General features: G+C 41.3%; 24 protein-coding genes and 1 other annotated feature (1 of these 25 cut by a window edge). Of the genes, 16 read left to right on the top strand and 8 right to left on the bottom strand.

The window, feature by feature from the left end; translation table 11 throughout:
- Positions 1-67: a binding site (T-box leader), on the top strand; it begins 162 nt to the left of the window's first position.
- Positions 68-114: 47 nt separating this feature from the next.
- Genes AWM75_RS04395 through AWM75_RS04385 form a run of 3 tightly spaced genes read left to right on the top strand, consistent with a single transcriptional unit; the run spans position 115 to position 3,020 of the window.
- Positions 115-948: a MetQ/NlpA family ABC transporter substrate-binding protein gene (locus AWM75_RS04395; protein WP_067978724.1), complete on the top strand. Its 834-nt coding sequence runs from the start codon at positions 115-117 to the stop codon at positions 946-948.
- Between the two features lie 37 nt (positions 949-985).
- Entirely contained in the window at positions 986-2,191 is a 1,206-nt protein-coding gene (locus AWM75_RS04390) for a M20 family metallopeptidase (RefSeq protein WP_067978721.1), read from the top strand.
- Between the two features lie 4 nt (positions 2,192-2,195).
- Positions 2,196-3,020 carry a MetQ/NlpA family ABC transporter substrate-binding protein gene (locus AWM75_RS04385; RefSeq protein ID WP_143236683.1) on the top strand — a complete coding sequence of 275 codons (825 nt, stop codon included), beginning with the start codon at positions 2,196-2,198 and terminating at the stop codon, positions 3,018-3,020.
- A gap of 368 nt (positions 3,021-3,388) precedes the next feature.
- Here the strand turns inward: AWM75_RS04385 and AWM75_RS04380 are convergent, their stop codons facing one another.
- The 3 genes from AWM75_RS04380 to AWM75_RS04375 all read right to left on the bottom strand — a co-directional run bounded on the left by AWM75_RS04380 (position 3,389) and on the right by AWM75_RS04375 (position 5,702).
- Positions 3,389-3,601 carry a hypothetical protein gene (locus tag AWM75_RS04380; RefSeq protein ID WP_067978719.1) on the bottom strand — a complete coding sequence of 71 codons (213 nt, stop codon included), beginning with the start codon at positions 3,599-3,601 and terminating at the stop codon, positions 3,389-3,391.
- Positions 3,602-3,627: 26 nt separating this feature from the next.
- Positions 3,628-3,786 carry a bacteriocin gene (locus tag AWM75_RS08700; RefSeq protein WP_143236682.1) on the bottom strand — a complete coding sequence of 53 codons (159 nt, stop codon included), beginning with the start codon at positions 3,784-3,786 and terminating at the stop codon, positions 3,628-3,630.
- A gap of 740 nt (positions 3,787-4,526) precedes the next feature.
- Positions 4,527-5,702 carry an IS256 family transposase gene (locus tag AWM75_RS04375; RefSeq protein WP_067977262.1) on the bottom strand — a complete coding sequence of 392 codons (1,176 nt, stop codon included), beginning with the start codon at positions 5,700-5,702 and terminating at the stop codon, positions 4,527-4,529.
- A 310-nt stretch (positions 5,703-6,012) separates the two neighbouring features.
- Here AWM75_RS04375 and AWM75_RS08610 point away from each other — a divergent pair, with 310 nt between their 5' ends.
- Both AWM75_RS08610 and AWM75_RS04365 read left to right on the top strand, forming a co-directional pair.
- A complete protein-coding gene (locus AWM75_RS08610) occupies positions 6,013-7,059 on the top strand; it encodes a sensor histidine kinase (protein ID WP_082702052.1) in 1,047 nt (348 codons plus the stop codon).
- A 9-nt stretch (positions 7,060-7,068) separates the two neighbouring features.
- Positions 7,069-7,824 carry a LytR/AlgR family response regulator transcription factor gene (locus AWM75_RS04365; RefSeq protein WP_067978714.1) on the top strand — a complete coding sequence of 252 codons (756 nt, stop codon included), beginning with the start codon at positions 7,069-7,071 and terminating at the stop codon, positions 7,822-7,824.
- 54 nt (positions 7,825-7,878) lie between these two features.
- On the opposite strand, the gene AWM75_RS04360 is transcribed toward AWM75_RS04365, so the two are convergent.
- Genes AWM75_RS04360 through AWM75_RS04350 form a run of 3 tightly spaced genes read right to left on the bottom strand, consistent with a single transcriptional unit; the run spans position 7,879 to position 8,681 of the window.
- Positions 7,879-8,073, bottom strand: a complete 195-nt coding sequence (locus tag AWM75_RS04360; RefSeq protein WP_067978711.1) for a Blp family class II bacteriocin — start codon at positions 8,071-8,073, stop codon at positions 7,879-7,881.
- Positions 8,073-8,432: a hypothetical protein gene (locus tag AWM75_RS04355; RefSeq protein WP_067978708.1), complete on the bottom strand. Its 360-nt coding sequence runs from the start codon at positions 8,430-8,432 to the stop codon at positions 8,073-8,075. The genes AWM75_RS04360 and AWM75_RS04355 overlap by 1 nt, the downstream gene beginning before the upstream one ends.
- Positions 8,433-8,462: 30 nt before the next feature.
- Complete coding sequence (locus AWM75_RS04350; protein WP_067978707.1) at positions 8,463-8,681, bottom strand: hypothetical protein; 219 nt, start codon at positions 8,679-8,681, stop codon at positions 8,463-8,465.
- A 286-nt stretch (positions 8,682-8,967) separates the two neighbouring features.
- Here AWM75_RS04350 and AWM75_RS04345 point away from each other — a divergent pair, with 286 nt between their 5' ends.
- Genes AWM75_RS04345 through AWM75_RS04340 form a run of 3 tightly spaced genes read left to right on the top strand, consistent with a single transcriptional unit; the run spans position 8,968 to position 11,957 of the window.
- Positions 8,968-11,136 carry a peptidase domain-containing ABC transporter gene (locus AWM75_RS04345; RefSeq protein ID WP_067978706.1) on the top strand — a complete coding sequence of 723 codons (2,169 nt, stop codon included), beginning with the start codon at positions 8,968-8,970 and terminating at the stop codon, positions 11,134-11,136.
- The gene (locus AWM75_RS08750; RefSeq protein ID WP_158320158.1) at positions 11,129-11,305 is read left to right on the top strand and encodes a hypothetical protein; all 177 of its coding nucleotides are present in this window, start codon (positions 11,129-11,131) and stop codon (positions 11,303-11,305) included. The genes AWM75_RS04345 and AWM75_RS08750 overlap by 8 nt, the downstream gene beginning before the upstream one ends.
- A 28-nt stretch (positions 11,306-11,333) precedes the next feature.
- Complete coding sequence (locus AWM75_RS04340) at positions 11,334-11,957, top strand: DUF975 family protein (RefSeq protein ID WP_067978704.1); 624 nt, start codon at positions 11,334-11,336, stop codon at positions 11,955-11,957.
- A gap of 289 nt (positions 11,958-12,246) precedes the next feature.
- On the opposite strand, the gene AWM75_RS04335 is transcribed toward AWM75_RS04340, so the two are convergent.
- Entirely contained in the window at positions 12,247-12,444 is a 198-nt protein-coding gene (locus AWM75_RS04335) for a hypothetical protein (protein WP_067978703.1), read from the bottom strand.
- On the bottom strand, positions 12,444-12,803 hold the full coding sequence (locus AWM75_RS04330; RefSeq protein WP_067978700.1) for a hypothetical protein: 360 nt from the start codon (positions 12,801-12,803) through the stop codon (positions 12,444-12,446). Before AWM75_RS04330 ends, AWM75_RS04335 begins: the two co-directional genes overlap by 1 nt.
- A 481-nt stretch (positions 12,804-13,284) precedes the next feature.
- Here AWM75_RS04330 and AWM75_RS04325 point away from each other — a divergent pair, with 481 nt between their 5' ends.
- From AWM75_RS04325 to AWM75_RS04290, 8 genes are all read left to right on the top strand, one after another.
- The gene (locus tag AWM75_RS04325) at positions 13,285-14,394 is read left to right on the top strand and encodes an iron-containing alcohol dehydrogenase family protein (protein WP_067978697.1); all 1,110 of its coding nucleotides are present in this window, start codon (positions 13,285-13,287) and stop codon (positions 14,392-14,394) included.
- 73 nt (positions 14,395-14,467) lie between these two features.
- Positions 14,468-15,991: a 4-alpha-glucanotransferase gene (gene malQ, locus AWM75_RS04320; protein WP_067978694.1), complete on the top strand. Its 1,524-nt coding sequence runs from the start codon at positions 14,468-14,470 to the stop codon at positions 15,989-15,991.
- Positions 15,992-16,040: 49 nt separating this feature from the next.
- Positions 16,041-18,332 carry a glycogen/starch/alpha-glucan phosphorylase gene (locus tag AWM75_RS04315; protein WP_067978691.1) on the top strand — a complete coding sequence of 764 codons (2,292 nt, stop codon included), beginning with the start codon at positions 16,041-16,043 and terminating at the stop codon, positions 18,330-18,332.
- Between the two features lie 294 nt (positions 18,333-18,626).
- Positions 18,627-19,196, top strand: a complete 570-nt coding sequence (gene epsC, locus AWM75_RS04310) for a serine O-acetyltransferase EpsC (RefSeq protein ID WP_082702051.1) — start codon at positions 18,627-18,629, stop codon at positions 19,194-19,196.
- Positions 19,168-20,589 (top strand): cysteine--tRNA ligase, encoded by a 1,422-nt coding sequence (gene cysS / locus AWM75_RS04305; RefSeq protein WP_067978687.1) that lies wholly within the window; start codon positions 19,168-19,170, stop codon positions 20,587-20,589. Before epsC ends, cysS begins: the two co-directional genes overlap by 29 nt.
- The gene (locus tag AWM75_RS04300; protein WP_067978685.1) at positions 20,589-20,990 is read left to right on the top strand and encodes a Mini-ribonuclease 3; all 402 of its coding nucleotides are present in this window, start codon (positions 20,589-20,591) and stop codon (positions 20,988-20,990) included. The genes cysS and AWM75_RS04300 overlap by 1 nt, the downstream gene beginning before the upstream one ends.
- On the top strand, positions 20,983-21,747 hold the full coding sequence (gene rlmB / locus AWM75_RS04295; protein WP_067978682.1) for a 23S rRNA (guanosine(2251)-2'-O)-methyltransferase RlmB: 765 nt from the start codon (positions 20,983-20,985) through the stop codon (positions 21,745-21,747). Before AWM75_RS04300 ends, rlmB begins: the two co-directional genes overlap by 8 nt.
- Before the next feature lie 10 nt (positions 21,748-21,757).
- Positions 21,758-22,285, top strand: coding sequence for an NYN domain-containing protein (locus AWM75_RS04290; protein WP_067978678.1), 528 nt, complete (start codon positions 21,758-21,760; stop codon positions 22,283-22,285).
- The last annotated feature ends 9 nt before the right edge of the window (positions 22,286-22,294 follow it).

Below are 22,294 nucleotides of genomic sequence, written 5' to 3'. Positions count from 1 at the left end.
GGCGGTTGGTTTGAGGGAAGCTTTGGCTTCTGAACTAAAGGTGGTAACACGATACGTCGTCCTTTTACTGGTCTCCAGTAAAGGGGCTTTTTTTATTTAAGGGGGATAATTAAGATGAAAAAATTATTAAAGCTATCATTATTATTTGCAACAGGTCTGAGTCTGGCTGCTTGCGGTGGAGGTAGAGAATCAGGAGATAGCGCTGACCAAACTGTTAAGTTAGGTATTATTGGTGAAGACACGGATGTCTGGGATAGCGTTAAGGAAGACCTAGCTGCAGATGGGATTGAGCTTGAGTATGTCAAATTTACCGAATATAGCCAGCCTAATAAGGCTTTAGCTGAAGGTGATATTGACCTCAATTCCTTCCAACACCAAATCTTTTTAGATAATTTTAATGAGGAATTTGGCACTGACCTGGTGTCTATCGGTAATACCGTGATTGCCCCACTAGCCATCTACTCTAACCAAGTGCAAGATATCAAAGAGGTTAAAGCCGGGGACACAGTGGCCATACCTTCTGATGTGACTAATGGTGGTCGGGCCCTAATACTTTTACAGTCAGCGGGTCTGATTAAGGTTGATCCAGCTAAGGGCATTACACCGACAGTTTCTGATATTACGGAAAACCCGCTAAACCTAAAGATTACCGAGGTCGATGCTTCACAAACAGCCCGCAGCCTAGGTGATGTGACCATCTCAGTTATTAATAGCGGCATGGCTGTCGATGCTGGTTTAAATCCGGAAAGTGATGCCATTTTCTCTGAGCCGGTTGATGAGAATTCTAAACCCTATGTCAACATCATCGTGGCCCGAGCTGAAGACCAGGACAATGAAGTCTATCAAAAAGTAGTTGACGCTTACCAAACGGATAAAACGGCCCAAGCCATCCAAGAGACCTCTAAGGGTGCTAATGTGCCAGCTTGGGAACAATTTGGCCGTAAATAGCAGTTACTATTAGTCGACTAATAAGAGGAGGTGCCTGATGTTAAGCGACTATCAAGAAAAAATTCATGACTATATTAGCAAGCAAGCGCCAATTTACCAGGATTTAGCCTTGGATATTCATGCCCACCCCGAAGTTTCTAACTATGAATTTCATAGCCAGCAGGTCTTGGCTGACCAATTAGACCAGCTTGGTTTTAAAGTGGTCCGGGATGTGGCTGGTCACCGAACAGCTTTTGCTGCCTACTATGATTCTGGTCAGCCCGGACCAACCATTGCCTTCTTGGCGGAGTATGATGCCCTGCCCGGTATTGGCCACGCCTGTGGCCACAATCTCTTTGGCAACTATTCCTGCTTAGCTGGCGCTGCTATTAAGCAGGTGATTGATGACTTGGGGGGCCAAGTCCGGGTTTATGGGACGCCAGGCGAAGAGGGCGGCGAGAATGGGTCAGCCAAGGGGTCTTTTGTGAGACATGGCTTCTTTGCTGACGTCGATTTTGCTCTCTGCGCCCATCCCGGCCACAAGTACCAACCGACCTCAGCCTTCTTGGCTAATGATCCGGTTGATATTGAATTTTTCGGCAAGTCATCCCACGCAGCTGCTGCCCCAGAAAAGGGAATTTCGGCCCTAGATGCTATGATTCTAGCCTTTAATGGTATCAATAGTTTGCGATTCTCCATGCCCAAGGATGTCAATATCCACGGTGTCATTACCGATGGGGGTCAAGCTGCCAATGTGGTGCCCGACTATACTTCAGCCCGCTTTTATCTGCGGGCTAAAAACCGGGCCACCCTGGACCAGGTCTACCAAAAAGTAGAAAATGTGGTTGCCGGGGCTGCCCAAGCAACCGGTACGACTTATCAGTTTGGCCTCTTTCAAAATGCCTGTGACGATATGATAAAAACACCTAGTTTTGACCAGGTCTTTCTCAACCATATTAAAGCACTAGACATCCCGGATTGTGATATTGAGGAAAATCCAGTTGACAAGGGCCTGGGTTCATCAGATGTTGGTAATGTGAGCCAGGTGATTCCGACGATCCAGCCTTATATCTCGATATCAGATGACTATATTGCTGGTCACTCAAGCGAATTTAAAGCAGCTGCCAAAAGCGATAAGGGCTTAGCTTCGATTGCCCTAGCCGCCGAACTGCTAGCTCGGACAGCCCTTGACCTTTATACTGATGACAATTTACGTCAAAAAATTAAGACTGATTACCAAACCAGTCGCGCGAAAGGAAATTAACAAAATGAAAAAGAAACTACTTGCCCTATTTTTAGCTGTCACCTTTGTCCTAGCTGCCTGTGGTTCTTCCGGTTCCAGTGAGGCAACTACTGTCCGCTTAGGGGTAGTTGGGGAAAAGAATGACCAGTGGGAATACATCCAAAAAGAATTAGCCGACAAGGAAAATATCAATTTGGAGCTCGTTAAGTTTACTGACTACCGGGCGCCAATTGTGGCCCTTGAAGATGGTTCAATTGACCTTCATTCAGCCTTGACTGAAATTTTCATGGAAGAGGTTAACAAGGAATCGGGTTATACCAATACGACCATTGCCTATACCACCCTTAATCCTATGGGGGTCTTCTCTGAAAAAATTACTAGTCTAGACCAATTAGCTGATAACGCCAAGGTAGCGGTTCCTGATGATGTGTCTAACGAGAGCCGGGCCCTCTTACTCTTACAAACGGCTGGCCTAATCAAGCTGGATCCAGCCAAGGGTCTCTTACCAACTATCAATGATATTACTGAAAATCCTAAAAACCTTCAGTTTACCTCTATGGCTGCCAACCAAACGGCGCGCTCATTAAATGATGTCGACATCGCCCTGGTTAACAATGATATGGCTACTGATGCTGGCTTTATCCCAACCCAAGATTCAATTTACTTGGAGCCAGTGGCTGAGAGCTCTAAACCTTATTACAATGTTATTGCAGCTCGGGGTGACCGCCAGGACGAGGAAATTTTCCAAACGATTATTAAGTACTATCAAACCGACCAAGTCGCTAAGATCATCGATGAAATGTCCAATGGTTCATCTATCCCAGTTTGGGAGGGTGCACCGCAACCCTAATATCAGTAGGTAAAAATAGCACCTTAGCAGGATAGTTTCGCTAGGGTGCTATTTTGTTAGCTAATGATACCAACAGTTTTCGTTCAGGAATAAAAAAAGCAGATTTAAGAAGACTAATCAGAGTTAAAACAGACTTGGTTTATTATGGAATTGTATATACAATTAAAGGAGGGGGAAGTTGATGAAAACTTTATCTAATCAAGAGCTCAGACAAGTTAAAGCGGGCTTTGGAGGCGTTCAGGACCTAAAGAAAGCCTGGGATTGGTTGCGGGCCTGTTATGGTAAAATTTGTGCCTGATAGATTGGGGACTAATTTAGCAGATCTTGCGCTGAAAATATAAAAGTAGCCCGGTTGCGGGCTACTTTAATTAATTACTTTTATTAGTTTTTTGACCTTTAATTAGACGGCTGCCTATGAACACGACCGATACAATAAAGGTATAGGTAAAGAGAAATTTATAATCTTCAGCTACTAGCAGAGGTTGACTTCCTGATATGTAGCTAGTGATTAGCAGCCAGGCTAGACCAAAGATGAAGGTTGCTATAATCACTTTTAAATCCTCAATTAATCCCTTTTTCATAGTAATCATCCTTCATTTATATGTTACTAGTGGCGCGTTTGTTGGTAGCCCTCCCTAATTTGATCGCTATGTCTCCAAGCGTCAGCTATAAGAAAACTACCAATGGTTGAGATAATATTCAAAGCAGCACCTCCAGCTTTGATTTGCATCAATTCTGATTTTTTCAAGGTATGATATTTTTTCATGATAATCCTCCTAGTTTAAATCACTCATTTTGGACCAATACAGTAACCGGCAGAAACGAAGGGGTCGGTGCTAACAGGCTTGTCCATACAATTCATAAAATTACCAGCATGCCGACCTATTTGGGTCCAGATGTAATCATTGGAACCACCACGGACTTTTTTAACCACTCATCAGGTAATGACTTATCATTTTGCATCGGAAAGCTCCTTTCAAAAAACTTTGTAACTGCTTACAACATTATTATAACAACTATATTGAGAGAAGGGAGAATGTTTCCTGAATGCAAGTATTTAGTTCTTGAATTTATCTCTTGAATGGTTTGTGAGGGGGGGGCTATAAAGTAGTACTCATTTACTGATAAGATGATTGAGTAGCTAAATATTTTTTTGACAATTAATATATATCTAGTAAGAAGTGAGTATTATATACTATCGTGCCATTGAAATGAATTTTTAGTGCAGAATTTTAAATATTAAAGGAGTGTTTATTTTGAAAAAAATAGCAATTAATCAACTTAAATTAATTAAAGGTGGCGTTTTCAACTATAACCAGGCTAATTCTAAAGAAAAAAATTGTGCGCTGATTTTTAATCTATTAAGACAATGCCGTATCAAATAAGTAGTATAGATATGACACTTTGGGCCTTTTTATTAAGAATAGTAGCCGTTTTTGCTTTTAGATGTTTGTCAAGTCCACAATCTTGTGTAAATTATAGAATGTAATTGGTGGGTATAAATATTTAGACTATGTTATTAAAGAATTTATGAGGACATGTCTCCCAATATTCATGCAAATCAAGCAATACACTTCCTATAAGTCGCTCCGCAGCCTCTATATTAGGAAAGAGGCCGACAACTTTCTCTCTTCTTCTAATTTCTCGATTTAGCCTTTCTAGACTGTTAGTTGTTTTCAGTGAAACGCGATAAGGTGTGGGTTCTAATAAGTATGGGATAGCATCTTCGAAGCCTTCCTCTAGCGTATTAACAGCTTTGTCATATTTCTCATTGCCACTAACGTATTCTACAAATTCAAATTTTAACTCTCGCGCTCTTTGTTGACTATCAGCATTAAATATTCTCTTTAGAAGACTTCTCTCATGACTGCAATCCTTTTTTGGAAAATGAGCTAAAATATTACGTAGAAAATGAACCGTACACCGTTGCCAGGTAGTGCCTAAAAATTGATTACTAATCGCTGATTTTAGTCCCTTGTGGGCGTCAGATATAATTAATGTTGGTTTAGTTAGGCCTCTGGCCTTTAAATCAAGGAAGAAGTTCTTCCAGTTTTCTTCTGATTCATTATCAGCAATCATAAAGCCGATAATTTCGCGACGATTATCATCGTTAATACCCTGAGCAATATAAACACCTTTAGAGACAGAACGATGGTTTTCGCGAACTTTAATATACATGGCATCGACATAAACATATCGAAAATTCGTATGTGTTAGGGAACGCCCTTTAAATTCGAAAACAGCAGGGTCCAAGTTTTTATTTACTGAAGAGACAAATGATTTAGAAACACCTTCGCCACAGAGTGTTTCAACAACCTTCTTAATACGGCGTGTTGAGACCCCATTAATATACATTTCGGTTAAAACAGCCACAAAGGCCTTGTCCATACGTTGATATTTATCGAATAGCTTGGTATCAAATTCTCCTGATCGTGTCCGAGGGACATCCAGTTCAACAGTCCCTACCTTTGTTTTAAAGTTTCTTTTATAGGAGCCATTACGATAATCTTTCCGGTCATCTGTGCGCTCATAGCGCTTAGCATTAATAAATTCCTCACGCTCTGCTTGCATATAGGCATTAAAGATGGTTACAGTTAGGGACTTCATCATCTGATCCATATCACTGTTTAGAACTGCCTCTGTAATTTCTTCTAAGTTTAGGGTAATATTTAGTTGAGCCATAATAATCTTCCTTTCAATGTGTTTTAGCCAATTACATTGTAACCAAAAAAGATTATTATGGTTTTTCTTTTTACACAATTATATGGACTTAATCTAGATGTTTGGGAACAGCTTACCTGTTAGATGATTTTAAATTAAGAAAAATTGGAATTGGCCTAGTAAGCATATATCCTTTTATTTTTCTTAATTCACTACTCAATTTATTGCCTTTTAATACCGTAAATTTAATCGATATTCTCTATGCCATATTCCTTTTCTTTTTATATAATTCAAAAAAAGGGAGTCATCACAGATCATTTTTGCTACACTAATGCCACAATTTATTTTGGAATGCTTTGATTATGTGGCAGGAAATTATTTGATGAGTCAAGCAATAGAGGATGTTTCGCAAATAATATTTTTTGACTACTTGAAGCGATTAATCCCTAGTTTGCTAGTGTGTATTTTGACTTTAGTTGTGACAAAGCGATACATCAATTCGCCATATTTTAAAAATCCGCTACTTCCTCTGGTTAATTATAGTATATTCGCTTTGCTGAACATACTTGGGTTCTACAATAATATTATACTTCCTACGAGTGCAGGTTCTCAAAATCGGGTACAGGAGTCTTTCTATTTTTTTGTTTTGCAGATTATAGTTGTGGCAGTGTTTGTATTTGTTATCTTGCAAAATAACAGGAGAGAATACGAGCATAAGTTAATGGAGGCTCGACTAGATAATATGGCTAAATATGTAGACCAACTAGAAGCAAGCCAAGATAAAATAAGGGCCTTTAGGCATGATTATAAGAATCTATTGACTACTGTTAAATCTCTTTTGAATGATAATCGTATAGATGATTTATTAGAATTTGTAGCAGGCTTGGATAGCTACTCAAAAAGAGAGTTAGATATCAAAAATGATAAAATTTTAGATCTTACTAAGGTAAAAAATCCTTATGTAAAAGCCCTGCTACTAGAAAAATTCTATTTGATTGCAGACAAGGGAGTCTTGGTTTATTTTGAATGTCCGCATAATATACAGGATTTTTATCTTGCTGACTATGACCTGATTCGTATTCTAGGAATTTTATTAGACAATGCGCTTGAGGCGGTAGCTGATCAGAACCAGGCTCGTCAAATCAATATCTTGTTTTATTTAGAAGGCAATCAAATTGAAATTTATATTGAAAACTCTTTAAATCAAGCGATTGATTTAGAAAAAATTCAAATTAAGGGCTTTTCTAGTAAAGCCAATCATACGGGTTTGGGTTTGTCTAATTTGCGGCGTATCGCCAAGAAATATCCTAATCTTTTTATACATCTTGAAAATCAAGCTAACACTTTTTCTGTTCAATTGATTATCACAGCCCCTTAGGAGGTTTTTATGCACTCAATCTATATTTGTGACGATAATTCTATCCAGCTACTAGATATTACTGATATCATTAAAGATTATGTCCTTTTTCATAACCATGCTTATAAAATGGGGGGCTTCAGTCCAGATCCAGCTGACTTATTTAATCAGATTCAGGCAGATCAAGTGAGACTGGGTGTTTATTTTCTAGATATTGAATTAGGCAACCTTGACACCAATGGCATTGATTTAGCAACAGCGATTCGCCAGATAGATCCCTTTGGTAAAATTATTTTTATTACCAGCCATACTAAATATGCTCCTATGGTCTTGAAGCGCAAGGTAGAACCCTTTGCCCTAGTTGAAAAGGGTGATAAAGAGGTGATGCGTCAAGAAATTTTCCAGTGTTTAAATTTGATCACGGACCAAGAAAATAGCGTTTCAAATCAAGAGGATCCTATGATTTCTTTTAAAATAGGCAACAAAGTCTATCGATTTTTAATTGATGAGGTGATTTATATCCAGATCTCATCGCTGCCCCACCGTTTGGAACTGGTGACAGAGACCGGGCATTATCAGTTCTATGGCAAAATTAAAGCCTACCAAAGGGAATATCCCCAAGACTTATTTGGTATTAGTCGTAGCACCCTAATCAATCCCGATAAAATTCGTTTGGTTGATGGTGACAAGCGATTGCTCACGCTTGATAATGGTGACCAATTACCCTTCTCAGCCAGCAAGAAAGTGGCGTTAGAAAAATTTGTATTAGCTAAACATAAGACATAAAAAACTTCGCTAGCGAGTTGCTCAGCGAAGTTTTTTTATGTTGTTTACTTATTATTAATTACCCCAGGCGCCATAAGCTGCACCGGCTGCTCCTCCAACTACGGCACAGACCGGTTTATAGGCGGGACAAATGCGGTAGCCAGCTGCAGCCCACGACAGCATATTAGATGCCACATCAGTGCGCTTACCACCGCCTTTTATTTTTAGTAGTCTTTCTGCTTTAATAGTTTTTTCATGTAAAATTTTCATTAGATATCTCCCCTTCTAACAGCTATATAAGTAATTCCAGTACAAATTAAACTTAACAAAATAATACCACCAAAGTTATAAATAATATCACTGGCTTGCCAGGACAGTTGACCTGATTGTAATAATCTGATAAGCATAGCTACTCCAGTTAAATCAACATAGCCACGCCAGATTGCTTGGCTGAAGAAATAGGTCATGTTTTTGTTTGCTTGAAAAATTTTGTGGAAATCTTTGTAGCTGGTAAATAAGTGGACAGCAGCTACTAGAAGGATATCCCAAGCAAAGCTCGTTATGCCTAGCAGGTTGATCAACAATCTAATCCAGACATAGATACGCATATATTTTGCTGCTTTTGTCATAGGGCCAACCTCCTTTTAAAATTTAATTTTTTAATTTTGGGCATCTAAGGCACCTGTGGCGCCACCTACAGCGACACCTGCTAAACCACCTAGAACGGCACAACCAGGTCCACAGACTACACTACCTAAAGCTGCACCACCAGCACCAACCTCAACCATTCCTTTAGTCACCTCTCCTAATTGCTGCCACTTATTATGGCCGGCTCGAATTGATTTTAGTGATTGATCTTCTAATTTTGTAAAATTCATTATGACGACCTCCTTTCACTAGGCTTAGCTAACTAACAAAACTTCCATTGGTTGCCAAGGTTCGTTTAGTAATCGATTACATCTTTAGTATAACAAGATTTTAAGTTCTTAGAAAAAACCTTCATTAAATTACTTTTTTTCTTCTTAAACTGTGAATAAGTTAGTTAAATATACTATGCTGTTCGATTCATGAAAAATTAATAGCAGTTTAGGAAGGATTATCACAGTTTTGTTTTTAAATAGATAGAATAAGCTAAAACTGATTTAAAATTTGGGGGAGCTATAGATGGCTAAATTTAAATTTATTGCCCAACAGGACCAGAGTGATTGTGGTGTTGCCTGTTTGGCCATGGTCCTAGCCCATTACGGCAGCCAGGTGCCCTTACACCGGTTAAGACGAGAATCAGGTACAGATAAGCAGGGGACTTCTGCCTATGGTCTGAAAATAGCCTTAGAGGGCTATGGCTTTGATTGTTTGGCAGTTGAGGCTGATAATACTGTTTGGCAAGATCCGGACATGTCCTTCCCGGCCATCGCCCATGTCATTAAAGAAGGTGACCAACTCCATTACCTAGTTGTCTATGGTCTAGAGGGTGACCAACTGTTAATTGCTGATCCGGCTGAAGCTAAAATACAGATGAGCTTGGCTGACTTTGCAAGTATTTGGACGGGTGTCCTCTTGATTCCGACGCCAGGAGAAAATTATCAAATCCAAGTTCATAAAAGTAAAGGGCTATCACAGTTTTTCTCACTGATTATGGATAATAAAATCCTGCTGGCTAAAATTATTTTGGCTTCAATAGTGGTCATCGCTATTAGCATTGGGTCTTCTTTTTATTTTCAAGTACTGATTGACCAATTAATTCCTCGGAACAACTATCACTGGCTAAATGTTTTTTCTCTAGGTTTATTAGCTGCCTACTTGGCCATGGTCATTTTTAAATACATTCGGAGCAAATTATTGGTAATTTTGGGTCAAGAGATGAGCCAAACAATTATGTTAGATTATTTTAACCATGTTTTAGACCTACCCTTAGATTTTTTTACTAACCGCCAGGCCGGTGACATTATCTCTCGCTTCTTAGATGCCAATAAAATTGTCAATGCTCTAGGCTCAGCATCTATCACCCTGGTTTTAGATGTTGGGATGGCGGTTATTGTTGGGTTAACACTAGCCTGGCAAAATGGCTTTTTATTTTTATTAACTTTACTCTCTTTGCCTTTTTATTTCTTGGCCATCTACCGATTTGTTAAGCCACTCGATCAGGCCAACAGAGAAGAAATGTCCAGTCAAAGTCAATTGAACGCTAAGATTATTGAATACTTACAAGGAATCGAGAGCCTAAAAACCAATAACTATACGACTGCTGCTAAGCAGGCAGTAAGATTTCAGTTTTTAGTTACCATGCGGGATGCGCTCATTACAGCTGTTTTAGAGATTAAGCAAGAAAGTATCAAAGAATTGGTTGGTTTGTTAACAACTAGCCTGACCTTGTGGTATGGCGCTTATCTGGTGATGCAAGGCCAGCTGACTTTGGGGCAATTAATCACTTACAATGCCCTAGTTGTTTATTTTACTGGTCCCTTGCAAAATATTTTCAAGCTTCAAGCTAGTCTCCAGGAAGCTGGTGTTGCCAACCAGCGTTTAAATGAGGTCCTGGAAATTGACAGTGAGTATGCAAGCAACCAGTATGGGATTTATACGAATAACTTGAAGAAGGAGATCAGTATCTGCCAACTGTCCTTCGCCTATAATATTAATCAAATTACCTTAGAAGATATTAATTTAACCATCCCTTATGGGCAAAAAGTAGCCTTGGTAGGGCCTAGCGGGTCTGGTAAGTCTAGCCTGGCCAAACTCCTAGTTGCCCTCCATCGTCCCCAAACTGGTCAAATCTGTTTTGAGGACCTTGCTATTAATGATTTGAAAATTCAATCGCTTCGCGAGCGAATTTATTACCTGCCCCAGGATAATTTTATTATAAAGGGGAGTTTGTATAATAACTTGGTCTTGGACCAAGAGGACCAGATTAGCTTCGGCCGCATTGAATATGTCATGAATCAGTTGGACTTAAGAGATTTTGCCCTGAGTCATTCGCTGGGGCTAGACCAACCGCTCGAAGAAGGGGGTCAAAACTTATCAGGTGGGCAAAAACAAAGGATTGTCCTAGCTCGTGCCTTGTTACGGGATGCAGATATTTATATCTTAGATGAGGCGACTAGTGCCATGGATCCCATCCTAGAAAAGCAGGTGGTTAGTTACTTACTTTCTTTAGACAAGACCATTATTTTTATTGCCCATCATCTACCCTTGGTTGCCCAATTTGACCGGGTGATTTTATTAGACCAGGGACGGATTGTTGGTGACGGTGACCAGCAAACTCTATTACAGCAGTCTGAACTTTATCAGGCCATGTATGGCCAAGACCAGACAGGAGGTGATTCAGATGAATAAGCTCGATAATCGTCAGCTAGGACTAGTTCGTGGTGGCAATCTATGTGCCAATATTAGGGCTCAGCAAGCTCGGATAGCTGACTTAGTTGCTAGCGGTAAGATGAGGCCCGAAATTGCCCAAAGCATTAAATTCCCAGCCGTTTATTGTCCAGCTCAGGTTTACCAATAAAAATTTAAGAGAAATAGGAGCTTTGAAAATGAAACTCACTTTAACAACCAACCGTTTATTGGCGATCTATTTACTAATACTTTTAATGGCTAATGTCTACTTAACGAGCTTCTATGAGTTTTGGGGGCTACTAGCTAATATTTTGGCACAGTTAGTCTTGGCGCTTGGTTTATGGCGGTTGTTTGCTGGTTCTAGGCAGGAGCCTACCAGTTACCTAAGTCGCTTCGTCTTTCTACAACTAGTTACCTGTGTGAAAGTGGGCTTATGGTCATTACTATTGGTGGTTCCTGGCGTGATCAAGTCATTGGATTATAGCCTAGCGCCATACCTGTTGATGGATAGGTCTGACAGTGGCTCACGAAAATTACTGGCAGAGAGTCAGCAGCTAGCCAAGGGTCACCGTTGGCAAATATGTGGCTACCGTTTGACTTGCTCTTTTAAAATTGCAGGTCTGCAACTAGCTATGTTGTTATTGGGCTACCCGATTTTCCTAGCTCCTTTACGCCAGCCAGGTGTAGCAGGTGCTAGCCTGACCCCTTTACTATGTTTTATGCTGCTAGCCACTGTCGTAACCAGCCCGCTAATGGTTGCCAGTTATCGTAGCTATCAGGAAAAAATGATAGCTCTTTACAGGCAAGCTGTGCAGGCATAGTTAACTAACTCGACAGTGATGCCAATATTCATATAATGAGAGAATCTAGAATTTAATGTGCTTCCCCTAAGGTAAACTACTTTAGGGGGATTTTTATGTATTAATTTAGTATAGAAGATGTAGCTCATCTGATTTCTTTAAAAAATGGAATCAAAGATACGGATATAAAAAAGATCACCTATACAACTAGTATAGGCGGTCTCAGTATTTATTTATATTATTGTTTACTTAATGGAGGTGGTTCATGCAAGATGGGGCTATACAAGGTTGTTTTATATAATGATAAGATCTAATTTCCCCAAGCGCTATAAGCTGCTCCCGCTGCGCCAATAGCTACAGCACAAGCAGTCTTATAGCCGGCGGGACAAACTTTAAAACCAGCAGCAGCGCCATGTAATATACCAGCTGCAATATCAGTTCGCTTACCACCGCCTTTAATTTGCAGTAGTAACCCCTCATTAATAGATGTTTCATGTAAGATTTTCATTAGATATCTCCCCTTCTAATGGCGATATAGATGATTATAGTAAAAGGTAAACTTAGGACCGCAACAAAGCCAAGTTCATACAGGACATCGCTTGCTTGCCAAATTAACTGGCCTGTTCTTAGTAACTTGGTAAACATGCCTAGTCCGGTTAAAAAAACGTAGCCACGCCAGATAAATTGGCTAAAGGCGTAGATTAAACTTTTATTTTCGTGCAATTTTTGGTGGAAATCGTCGTAGTTAGTGAATAAATCGACAGCAGCTACTAGAAAGATGTCCCAAGCAAAGCTCGTTATGCCAATTAGGTTGATAAATGATCGCATCCATACATAGATTCGCATATATTTTGCTGCTTCTTGCACACTACCCACTCCTTTCTAGGTATAACATACTAGCAAGGCTAACAAGTCCTTAAAATAAATGGTAACATTAGTGATTCAACTTGAAGTAATCGATTACAAATTTATTTTATCAATATTGTAAGCAACAAGGCGCGGTCTTTCTTCAATCAGCCGTTCTTCATCTCGAATTAGGAAAGGGTGATTAATCCCCTAATGATTAGCAGTCTTTCAGGAAGATTTTTAGTCAAGTGATGCTGTAATTTTAACCAAAATTAGTGTTTTTTTGATCATAGTCGAAATAGTCATATTTTAAAGTGACTCAACCAGATCATTTATATATATAGGGGGCTGTAAGATTGCTAAAATACTAAGCTTGTTCTTTTGATTTATATTTAAGCGTTTACCGTGATCGACTTGGGCAAACACTAGCAAATTTGCTTTGTTAACCAGTTTGTATATGCTAATATTTAACTAATTCTTAAAAGAGAATGGAGTTATCACCTTGTTAAATGATTTAAAGGTCAAGGTTGGTCCCCAGGTCTACCAATACCATGAGGGTGCCCTTGACGATATGGTTGGTATTTTGCAGGCCCACCGTGCCCAGCGTATCTTGTTGGTTCACGGCCAGGTGTCCTGGCAAAAGGCGCAACCTTATTTAGCTAAACTTTATCGCAGTAAACTCACTATTTATGAAGAAAAACACCGGGGCGAGTGTTCCTATGTGGAAGCTAACCGCCTGGCTCAAATCATCCAAAGTCACCACATTGACTTTGTCATCGGCGTCGGTGGCGGCAAGATTTGTGATGTTACCCTACAAGCAGCAGCTATCAGTAATATCCCTTATGGCGTGGTGCCAACCTTGGCCTCTAACTGCGCCCCTTGGACGCCGATTTCTGTGATGTACAAGGAAGATGGTAGCGCTGAAGAAATTTCGGAACATGAAGACCGCCAAGCTGTTTTTATGCTAGCCGATCCGCGCTTAATTATTGATGCCCCCCAGCGGCTTTTTATCGCTGGTGTTGCAGATACCATGGCCAAGTGGTATGAGTCTGATGCCATTCTCTCCCAGGAAAAGTTCCAACTAGAAGCCTTTCCTATCTTGGCCCGGCAAACGACAATTATGTGTCGGGATATCATGTTTGACCAGGCCCAACAAGCCATTGCCGATATGGCAGCTGGTCAAGTTACCCCGGCCTTTAAACAGGTATCAGAAATGATTATGGCAGTGGCTGGCTTGGTAGGCGGTTTCGCTAACAAGTATGCTCGTGTGACCCTAGCCCATGCGGCCCATGATGCTTTGACGGCAGCCCTGCCGGCTATCCACCAGTATAACCATGGTGAGATTGTGGCTTATGGCATCTTCTTTCAGCTAGCAGCTGAAGAAAAGTGGTCGGAGATTGACCGCCTACAGGACTTCTTTAGGCCGCTTAACCTGCCGTGCGCTCTGGCTGATATGGGGATTGTCCTAGACCAGGACTTAGCGCGCGACTTGGCCCAGCGGATGAACCGGCGCAGCCAGGTCCACACGCTGCCTTACCAAGTTGATGAAGATTTCTTGCAAACTAATTTTGAGCGTCTAGAGAATTATATGGCTCAAAAGACGGCTATGTAAATCTATGAAAGTGCTTGCATAATCTTACAAATCGCTTATAATGAATTTGTAAACTAAAGTAAGGAGAGCGCTTATGACTAGAGCAAGCGGTGTATTATTACATATTTCTTCCCTAGCCAATGATTTTGGTATCGGCTCTTTTGGTCAATCAGCCTATGACTTCGTTGATTTTTTAGTAGCAACCAAGCAGAGCTACTGGCAAATATTGCCACTGACAACAACTAGTTATGGTGATTCACCCTACCAATCTTTCTCGGCTTTTGCCGGCAATACCCATTTTATCGACTTAGAGCGTCTAAGTCAGGCAGGTTTGTTAAATCCTGCTGCTTACCGGGATGTGGACTTTGGTAGTGACCCTAATAAAATCGATTATGCTAAGGTGTTTGAGGCTAGACGGCCTATCCTGGAGCAGGCGGTTGCCAATTTTGTCAATCAAGGCTTGGACCAGTCGTCGGCCTATCAAAAATTTGTGACGGCTAGCCAAGACTGGCTTGATCCCTATTGTCGTTACATGACGGTAAAAGAAAAATTTGGCCTACAGGCTTGGTATGAATGGGATGAAGCCTACCAGGACTATCAGAGTGAGGCAGTGGCTCATTATGTCGCTAGTCAACCTGATACTTATAAGTTTCATGAAGTTTGCCAATACTTCTTCCAGGTTCAGTGGCAGGAGCTCAAGGCTTATGCTAATAGTCACCATATCCAAATTATCGGCGATATGCCGATTTATGTGGCTCGCGATAGTGTGGAGATGTGGCAACGGCCCGAATATTTCAAGGTTGATGTCAAGATGAATCCGACCATGGTTGCTGGTGTACCACCTGATGCCTTTACGGCCGATGGTCAATATTGGGGCAACCCGATTTATGATTGGGATTATATGGCTGACCAGGGCTATGACTGGTGGCTATGGCGTTTAGACCATAGTTTTGATCTTTATGATATTATCCGCATTGACCACTTCCGGGGCTTTGAATCCTTCTGGGAGGTGCCTTTCGGCGCGCCGACTGCTGCCTATGGTCACTGGACCAAGGGGCCGGGTAACCAGCTTTTTGATAGTCTTAAAGCAGCCCGCGGTGATTTGGCGATTATTGCTGAAGATTTAGGTTATATGACCCAAGAAGTGATCGATATGCGCGATGCCACAGGCTATCCGGGCATGAGGATATTACAATTTGCCTTTGATGGTGAGGCTGATAGCGACGACCTACCTCACCATTATCCAGTAAACAGTGTGGCTTATGTGGGCACCCATGATAATGAAACAGCCCGTGGTTGGTATGAAGAAACTGCTAGCCAGGCAATCCGTGACCAGATGGATGCTTACTTGAACCGGCGACCAGGAGAACCTGCTTCTCATGCCCTTAACCGGGGGATTGCCGCCAGTGTCAGCGATACTGTGATTTATACTATGCAGGACTTATTAGATTTAGGTAATGAGGCACGGATGAATGTGCCGTCCACAATCGGCATTAATTGGATGTGGCGGATGGACAGCCGGGCAATTACAAACACGCTCAAGGAGCAGCTGCTTAATTTAACCAGCCTGTATTTCAGGGAGAACGAAAAATTAAGCGAAGACCCTGAGGACATTTAGTCCTAATTTAAAATGTAACTGTTACGACTAATTCTTTTTGGAGGAAAAAATGCCAAATAATAATGTAAAAAGCGTTGCTATGGAATACCTAGATAAGCCGATTAGCGAATGCACCAACCAAGAGCTCTATTATATTTTATTAAAAATTGTTCAACGCGAAGCCAAATTATTGCCAGTCAATAATGAAAAGAAAAAGCTTTACTATATTTCAGCTGAATTTCTAATTGGTAAAATGTTAAGTAATAACTTGCTTAACCTAGGCATCTACGATGAAGTGAAGGCTGAGCTAGCTGCTAATGGCAAGTCATTGGATGATATTGAATTGGCTGAAATTGAGCCGTCACTAGGTAATGGTGGCTTAGGCCGTTTAGCAGCTTGTTTCTTAGACTCACAAGCTACCCTAGGCTTAACAGCTGATGGTGTTGGTTTGAACTACCACTTTGGTCTTTTCCAACAATTCTTTAAATTTAACCAACAAGGCTACAAACCAGATGAGTGGTTGATTGAGCCGACCTGGTTAACTAAGAGCGACGTGCAATATGAAGTACCCTTTGCCCGCTTTACCCTAACTTCCACTCTATATGATTTAGAAGTATTAGGTTACAAGCAAGAAACGCGTAACCGTTTGCGCTTATTTGACTTAGATTCAGTCAATGCTGATATTATTGAAAAGGGCTCAATTTCCTTTGATAAAACAAATATCGAAGAAAACCTAACCCTCTTCTTGTATCCAGATGATTCCGACCGTAACGGTGAATTATTACGTATTTACCAGCAATACTTCATGGTATCTAATGCTGCCCAATTAATTATTGACGAAGCCTTAGAAAAAGGTTCTAACCTACATGACCTGGATGAGTACGCTGTGGTACAAATCAACGATACCCACCCAGCCTTAATTATCCCTGAGTTTGTGCGCCTATTAACCACCAAGCATGGTTTGACCTTTGAAGAAGCTGTTGATGTGGTTAGCAAGGTTGTAGCATTCACCAACCACACTATCCTGCAAGAGGCCTTAGAAAAATGGCCAATGAACTATCTGGATGAAATTATTCCTGATGTGGCTAATATTATCCGCGGCTTATCTGATCTAGTGAAGCATAACTTCCCTGGTAATGATGCGGTAAGCATTATCGATAATAACGACCGGGCTCATATGGCGCATATGGCCATCCACTATGGTTTTTCAGTTAACGGGGTAGCACGTCTGCATACTGAAATCTTGAAGAATTCTGAACTTAAAGCCTTCTACGATATTTATCCTGAGCGCTTTAATAACAAGACGAACGGTATTACCTTCCGTCGTTGGATTATGGCTTCTAACCATGAATTAAGTGAATTCTTAGATGAAAAAATTGGTCGGGCTTGGCATCATGATGCCGACTTAACTGGTTTATATGACTTCCAAGATGATGAAGAAGTCTATCAAAAACTAGCTGAAATTAAGGCTACCAAGAAAGAACATTTGGCTGAACATCTCCGTATCACCCAAAATATTCCAATCCGGACTAACTCCATTATTGATGTCCAAATTAAACGGATTCATGAGTACAAGCGTCAACAAATGTTGGCCCTCTATATTATCAAGAAATATCAAATGATTAAGGCTGGTCAAAAACCAAAGACACCAATTACGATTCTCTTCGGTGGTAAGGCTGCGCCGGCTTATACCATTGCTCAGGATATTATTCACCTGATCTTGACTCTATCTGATTTGATCCAACGTGATCCAGAAGTTAGACCTTACTTACAGGTAGAAATGGTTGAAAACTATAATGTTACTGAGGCTGAGTACTTGATTCCGGCAGCTGATATTTCTGAACAAATTTCCTTGGCTTCTAAGGAAGCTTCTGGTACTGGTAACATGAAGTTCATGCTTAACGGGGCCTTGATCTTATGTACCTTAGATGGCGCCAACGTTGAGATTGCGGAAAAAGTTGGTGAAGATAATATCTATATCTTTGGTCGTTCTTCAGAGGAAATTGTTGACCTTTATGCGCGCAATGCTTATAGCGCTCACGACTATTATCACCGGGAAGCAATTAAGCCAATCGTGGACTTTATCGTTTCTGATGAAATGCTCGAGTTAGGTAACAAGGAAAACCTGCGTCGTCTCCATACGGATATTGCTAATAAAGACTACTTTATGGCCTTGATTGATTTGGAAGAATTTATCGATGTCAAAGAACAAATGTATGCTGATTATGAAGACCAAGAAGCCTGGATGCGTAAGGTCCTAGTTAACATCGCTGAAGCAGGTTACTTCTCAAGTGACCGGACTATCCGCGAGTATAATGATGATATCTGGCATTTAGAAAGTAATTATCAAACTGAAGCCTAGGTGCTGTAAATCAAATTATTAAGAAGAGTCTAGTGGGCTACCACTAGGCTTTTTTACGTCTATAAAATATGGTTTTTAGTCTATGACTATAGAAAAATCAAAAAGATTGGTATAATGAAATAACAAATTTACTTAAAATTTAAAATTTAAGCGTTAATCGTTGCCAGCACTGGCTTTTTGCCGTTAACTTGAAATCAGTTAATGTAAAATTTGTGAAAATCAGGTAAGATTATTGTAAATAAGCTTTATAATTATAAAGAATTCATTAAAATGTAAGAGAGTGAGGTTAGAGGTGTGTTTTCTGCAATTAAAGAGCTAATTGGTGCTTACAAGGCTAATGATGTCTCTATTAAATCCTCCTTAGAAGTGTTGCTCACTATCCCAGGTGTCCATGCTTTGGGTTTGCACAGAGTAGGTCATTTCTTCTATAGGCACCGTCTTTATTTAATCGCTCGTTTAATTGCAAATTTTTCACGCTTTATAACCGGAATAGAAATTCATCCGGGTGCCCAGATTGGTCGTCGCTTGGTGATTGATCATGGGGGTGGCACAGTGATTGGTGAAACAGCTGTGGTTGGTGATGATGTTATGATATTTCACGGTGTCACCTTAGGTGGGACCGGCAAAGATAAGGGTAAACGTCATCCTGATGTTGGCGACGGTGCAATGATTGGTGCCCATGCCCAGGTTTTAGGGCCAATTTGTATTGGTGCCCATGCCAAGGTTGGTGCGGGTGCAATTGTTCTTAAGGATGTGCCGGCCTATGCAACAGCTGTTGGCAATCCGGCCCGTAATATTGAAAGAGACAGCAAGCAGAGTGAGGGTGTCGATAAGCATGATCAAAATTTACAACAGCTTAACTAGAGAAAAAGAAGAACTTAAACCACTACGGCCTGGTGAAATTAGCATGTATGTTTGTGGCCCTACCGTTTATAACTACATTCATATTGGTAATGCACGGTCAACAGTAGCTTTTGATACGGTACGCCGCTACTTGGAGTACCGGGGCTACCAGGTTAAATATGTTTCTAATTTTACTGATGTTGATGACAAGATTATTAACCGAGCGCATGAAGAGGGTCTTACAACTGATGAGGTCGCGGATAAATATATCCAGGCCTTCTACCAGGATACCGACGCCCTAAATGTGATGCGGGCTACTGCTAATCCCCGGGTAGTTGAAAATATGGCGGATATTATTGCTTTTGTGGCTGACCTAATTGATAAAGGCTATGCTTATGCAACTAATGGGGACGTATATTTCCGGGCGCGACAATTTAAGGGTTATGGCAAGCTATCAGACCAGAATTTAGATGACCTACGTGAAGGAGCTAGCCAGCGGCTTGCTAGTGATGATCAGGCAGTCAAAGAGGATAGTGTGGATTTTGCCCTTTGGAAAGCAGCCAAACCAGGTGAAGTATCTTGGGACTCACCTTGGGGGATAGGGCGTCCCGGTTGGCATATTGAATGTTCAGTTATGGCTACCAAGTATTTGGGGGATACAATTGATATTCATGCTGGTGGCCACGATTTAATTTTCCCGCATCATGAAAATGAGATTGCTCAGTCAGAAGCTAAAACCGGTCAAACTTTTGCTAACTATTGGATGCATAACGGTTTTGTAACTATGGGTGATGATGGCGAAAAAATGAGCAAGTCTTTAGGGAATTTTGTGCTGGCCCATGATTTAATTGCCGAAATTGATCCCCAAGTTATCCGCTATTTCTTAGCGACGGCCCACTACCGTAGTCCTTTGAAATTTAGCCAGCAAAACATCCAAGATGCTAAAAATAACTTGGAAAAATTAAATAATGCTTATAAAAATGCCAACTATCGTCTCCCAACAGCTGTGCAAGCACTGGACCAAGATGACCATGAGCTGGCAAAAATAGCTAGCCATGAGGCGGCCTTTGTTGCGGCTATGGATGATGATATCAATACCCCGAATGGCATGACTGTTATCTTCCAGCTGATAAGAGATATGAATGTATATAGTGAACAGGACCAGGTTTCTCAGGCTGTACTGCAAGCATACTTAGATAGTTTTAGCCAACTTACTGGTGTCTTTGGTCTCATATTTACTAGTGAAGCAGACTTACTTGAAGATGATATTCAGGCCCTAATTGATGACCGCCAAGCTGCCCGTCAAAACAAGGATTTTGCTCGCGCTGACCAGATTCGTGACCAGTTAAAGGCCCAGGGTATCGAATTAGATGATACACCGCAAGGGACCCGTTGGAAACGAGTTGACCAATAATGGTTAGTGATATTAGGCAAATAAATGGCTTAGCCTTAGCCTACTTGGGCGATGCGGAGTGGGAAGTAATGGTTAGACGCCATATTTTAGCTGCAGGATTAACTAAGCCTAACCAACTACACCAGACAGCTACCCGCTTTGTTTCTGCTAAGGGCCAGGCCCGCTTGATGCAAGCGATGCTAGACCAGGAGGGCTTTTTAAGTGACCAAGAACTAAGCTATTATAAACGCGGCCGTAATGCTAAAAGTCATACTGCTGCCAAAAATACTGATATTCAAACTTACCGAATTGCGACAGGCTTTGAGGCTTTGATGGGTTATTTGGCTGTGAGCCAGCCGAGTCGATTTAAAGCGGTTGCTGAATGGGGTATCACTTATTTAGAGGAGAGTAGCCATGACTAAAGACCAAAAAAGGAGCCAGGAAGATTTCATTTATGGTATTCATGCTGTAAATGAAGCCATGTCTGCTGGTCGTCCTTTTAACAAGTTATTTGTCCAAGACCAGGCCGATAAACAGGCCTTAGCTAAGTTAGTAGGCCGGGCTAAAAAAGAAAAGATTCTAGTTAATTTTGTGCCTAAAAAGAAGCTAAATGAACTGACTGACCATGCAAACCACCAAGGGGTAGTTGCAGCTGTAGCGGCTTATGAATACGCCGATATCGACGATATGCTAGCGCTGGCTAGCAGTCGTCAAGAACTGCCTTTTATTTTGATTTTAGATGGTATTGAAGATCCACATAATCTTGGCTCTATCTTGCGGACAGCTGATGCGTGCGGGGTACATGGGGTGATTATCCCTAACCGACGGGCGGTTGGTCTGACCCAGACGGTGGCCAAGACTTCGACTGGTGCGATTGAGCATGTGCCGGTGGCCCGGGTAACCAACCTGCGCCAAACGGTTAAAAAACTCAAGGCGGCTGGTGTGTGGGTATTTGGAACTGATATGCAAGGTCAAAGCTACTGGGAGATGCAGGCTGATTTGCCGCTAGCTATCGTGATTGGCAACGAGGGCAAAGGCATTTCGCCTGGTCTAGCTAAAGAGCTAGATGGAACGGTGACTATCCCTATGGTAGGGCATGTCCAGAGTCTGAATGCCAGTGTGGCTTGTGCCTTAATCAGTTACAAGGTATTGGAGAAGCGGCAAAGAGCTAAAGGATAGGAGGGAGAAGATGGCGAGGCGAGAGCAACTTATTGTTGATGGCTACAATATGATTGGTGCTTGGCCGCCATTAGTCCAGTTGAAAGACCAGGACCAAATGGCGGCGGCAAGAGATTTGCTACTGGCCCTTTTGTCTAACTATTCTGCTTATCATGATATTGACACTTGGGTTGTTTTTGACGCCCAGTTCGTGCCCGGCATTAGCCAGCGATACCAGCAATTTCGACTGGAGGTGGTCTTTACAGGAGAAGGGGAAACTGCTGATCAATTTATAGAAGCGATGATAGAAGACCGAGTGAATGTGTTGACTAATGTGACAGTGGCAACTAGTGATCTAGCCGAACAGTGGTTAGTTTTTCAAAAAGGGGCCCTACGTAAGTCAGCCAATGAATTGTGGCGGGATGTGATTGGTACTGAAAAAGAAATTATTAGCGAAAATAATGATTATAACCATCGCCGTTACCGCCGCCGTTCGCCTTGGACTAGTCATCAGATGAAGCAACTAAAGTATTTGCTGGATAATCTTAGTGACCAATAAACGATTTTA

It is taken from the genome of Aerococcus urinaehominis, assembly GCF_001543245.1.
GTDB classification, from domain to species: Bacteria; Bacillota; Bacilli; order Lactobacillales; family Aerococcaceae; genus Aerococcus; species Aerococcus urinaehominis.
The sequence above is the reverse complement of the archived record's forward strand: the minus strand, read 5'-3'. Positions and strand labels throughout refer to the sequence as shown.

What these genes read in the sequence shown, in the direction of transcription:
- AWM75_RS04395 (WP_067978724.1), top strand. Translation starts at nt 115, where the DNA reads ATGAAAAAATTATTAAAGCTATCATTATTATTTGCAACAGGTCTGAGT.
- AWM75_RS04390 (WP_067978721.1), top strand. Translation starts at nt 986, where the DNA reads ATGTTAAGCGACTATCAAGAAAAAATTCATGACTATATTAGCAAGCAA.
- AWM75_RS04385 (WP_143236683.1), top strand. Translation starts at nt 2,196, where the DNA reads ATGAAAAAGAAACTACTTGCCCTATTTTTAGCTGTCACCTTTGTCCTA.
- AWM75_RS04380 (WP_067978719.1), bottom strand. Translation starts at nt 3,601, where the DNA reads ATGAAAAAGGGATTAATTGAGGATTTAAAAGTGATTATAGCAACCTTC.
- AWM75_RS08700 (WP_143236682.1), bottom strand. Translation starts at nt 3,786, where the DNA reads ATGAAAAAATATCATACCTTGAAAAAATCAGAATTGATGCAAATCAAA.
- AWM75_RS04375 (WP_067977262.1), bottom strand. Translation starts at nt 5,702, where the DNA reads ATGGCTCAACTAAATATTACCCTAAACTTAGAAGAAATTACAGAGGCA.
- AWM75_RS08610 (WP_082702052.1), top strand. Translation starts at nt 6,013, where the DNA reads ATGCCACAATTTATTTTGGAATGCTTTGATTATGTGGCAGGAAATTAT.
- AWM75_RS04365 (WP_067978714.1), top strand. Translation starts at nt 7,069, where the DNA reads ATGCACTCAATCTATATTTGTGACGATAATTCTATCCAGCTACTAGAT.
- AWM75_RS04360 (WP_067978711.1), bottom strand. Translation starts at nt 8,073, where the DNA reads ATGAAAATTTTACATGAAAAAACTATTAAAGCAGAAAGACTACTAAAA.
- AWM75_RS04355 (WP_067978708.1), bottom strand. Translation starts at nt 8,432, where the DNA reads ATGACAAAAGCAGCAAAATATATGCGTATCTATGTCTGGATTAGATTG.
- AWM75_RS04350 (WP_067978707.1), bottom strand. Translation starts at nt 8,681, where the DNA reads ATGAATTTTACAAAATTAGAAGATCAATCACTAAAATCAATTCGAGCC.
- AWM75_RS04345 (WP_067978706.1), top strand. Translation starts at nt 8,968, where the DNA reads ATGGCTAAATTTAAATTTATTGCCCAACAGGACCAGAGTGATTGTGGT.
- AWM75_RS08750 (WP_158320158.1), top strand. Translation starts at nt 11,129, where the DNA reads ATGAATAAGCTCGATAATCGTCAGCTAGGACTAGTTCGTGGTGGCAAT.
- AWM75_RS04340 (WP_067978704.1), top strand. Translation starts at nt 11,334, where the DNA reads ATGAAACTCACTTTAACAACCAACCGTTTATTGGCGATCTATTTACTA.
- AWM75_RS04335 (WP_067978703.1), bottom strand. Translation starts at nt 12,444, where the DNA reads ATGAAAATCTTACATGAAACATCTATTAATGAGGGGTTACTACTGCAA.
- malQ (WP_067978694.1), top strand. Translation starts at nt 14,468, where the DNA reads ATGACTAGAGCAAGCGGTGTATTATTACATATTTCTTCCCTAGCCAAT.
- AWM75_RS04315 (WP_067978691.1), top strand. Translation starts at nt 16,041, where the DNA reads ATGCCAAATAATAATGTAAAAAGCGTTGCTATGGAATACCTAGATAAG.
- cysS (WP_067978687.1), top strand. Translation starts at nt 19,168, where the DNA reads ATGATCAAAATTTACAACAGCTTAACTAGAGAAAAAGAAGAACTTAAA.
- AWM75_RS04300 (WP_067978685.1), top strand. Translation starts at nt 20,589, where the DNA reads ATGGTTAGTGATATTAGGCAAATAAATGGCTTAGCCTTAGCCTACTTG.
- rlmB (WP_067978682.1), top strand. Translation starts at nt 20,983, where the DNA reads ATGACTAAAGACCAAAAAAGGAGCCAGGAAGATTTCATTTATGGTATT.
- AWM75_RS04290 (WP_067978678.1), top strand. Translation starts at nt 21,758, where the DNA reads ATGGCGAGGCGAGAGCAACTTATTGTTGATGGCTACAATATGATTGGT.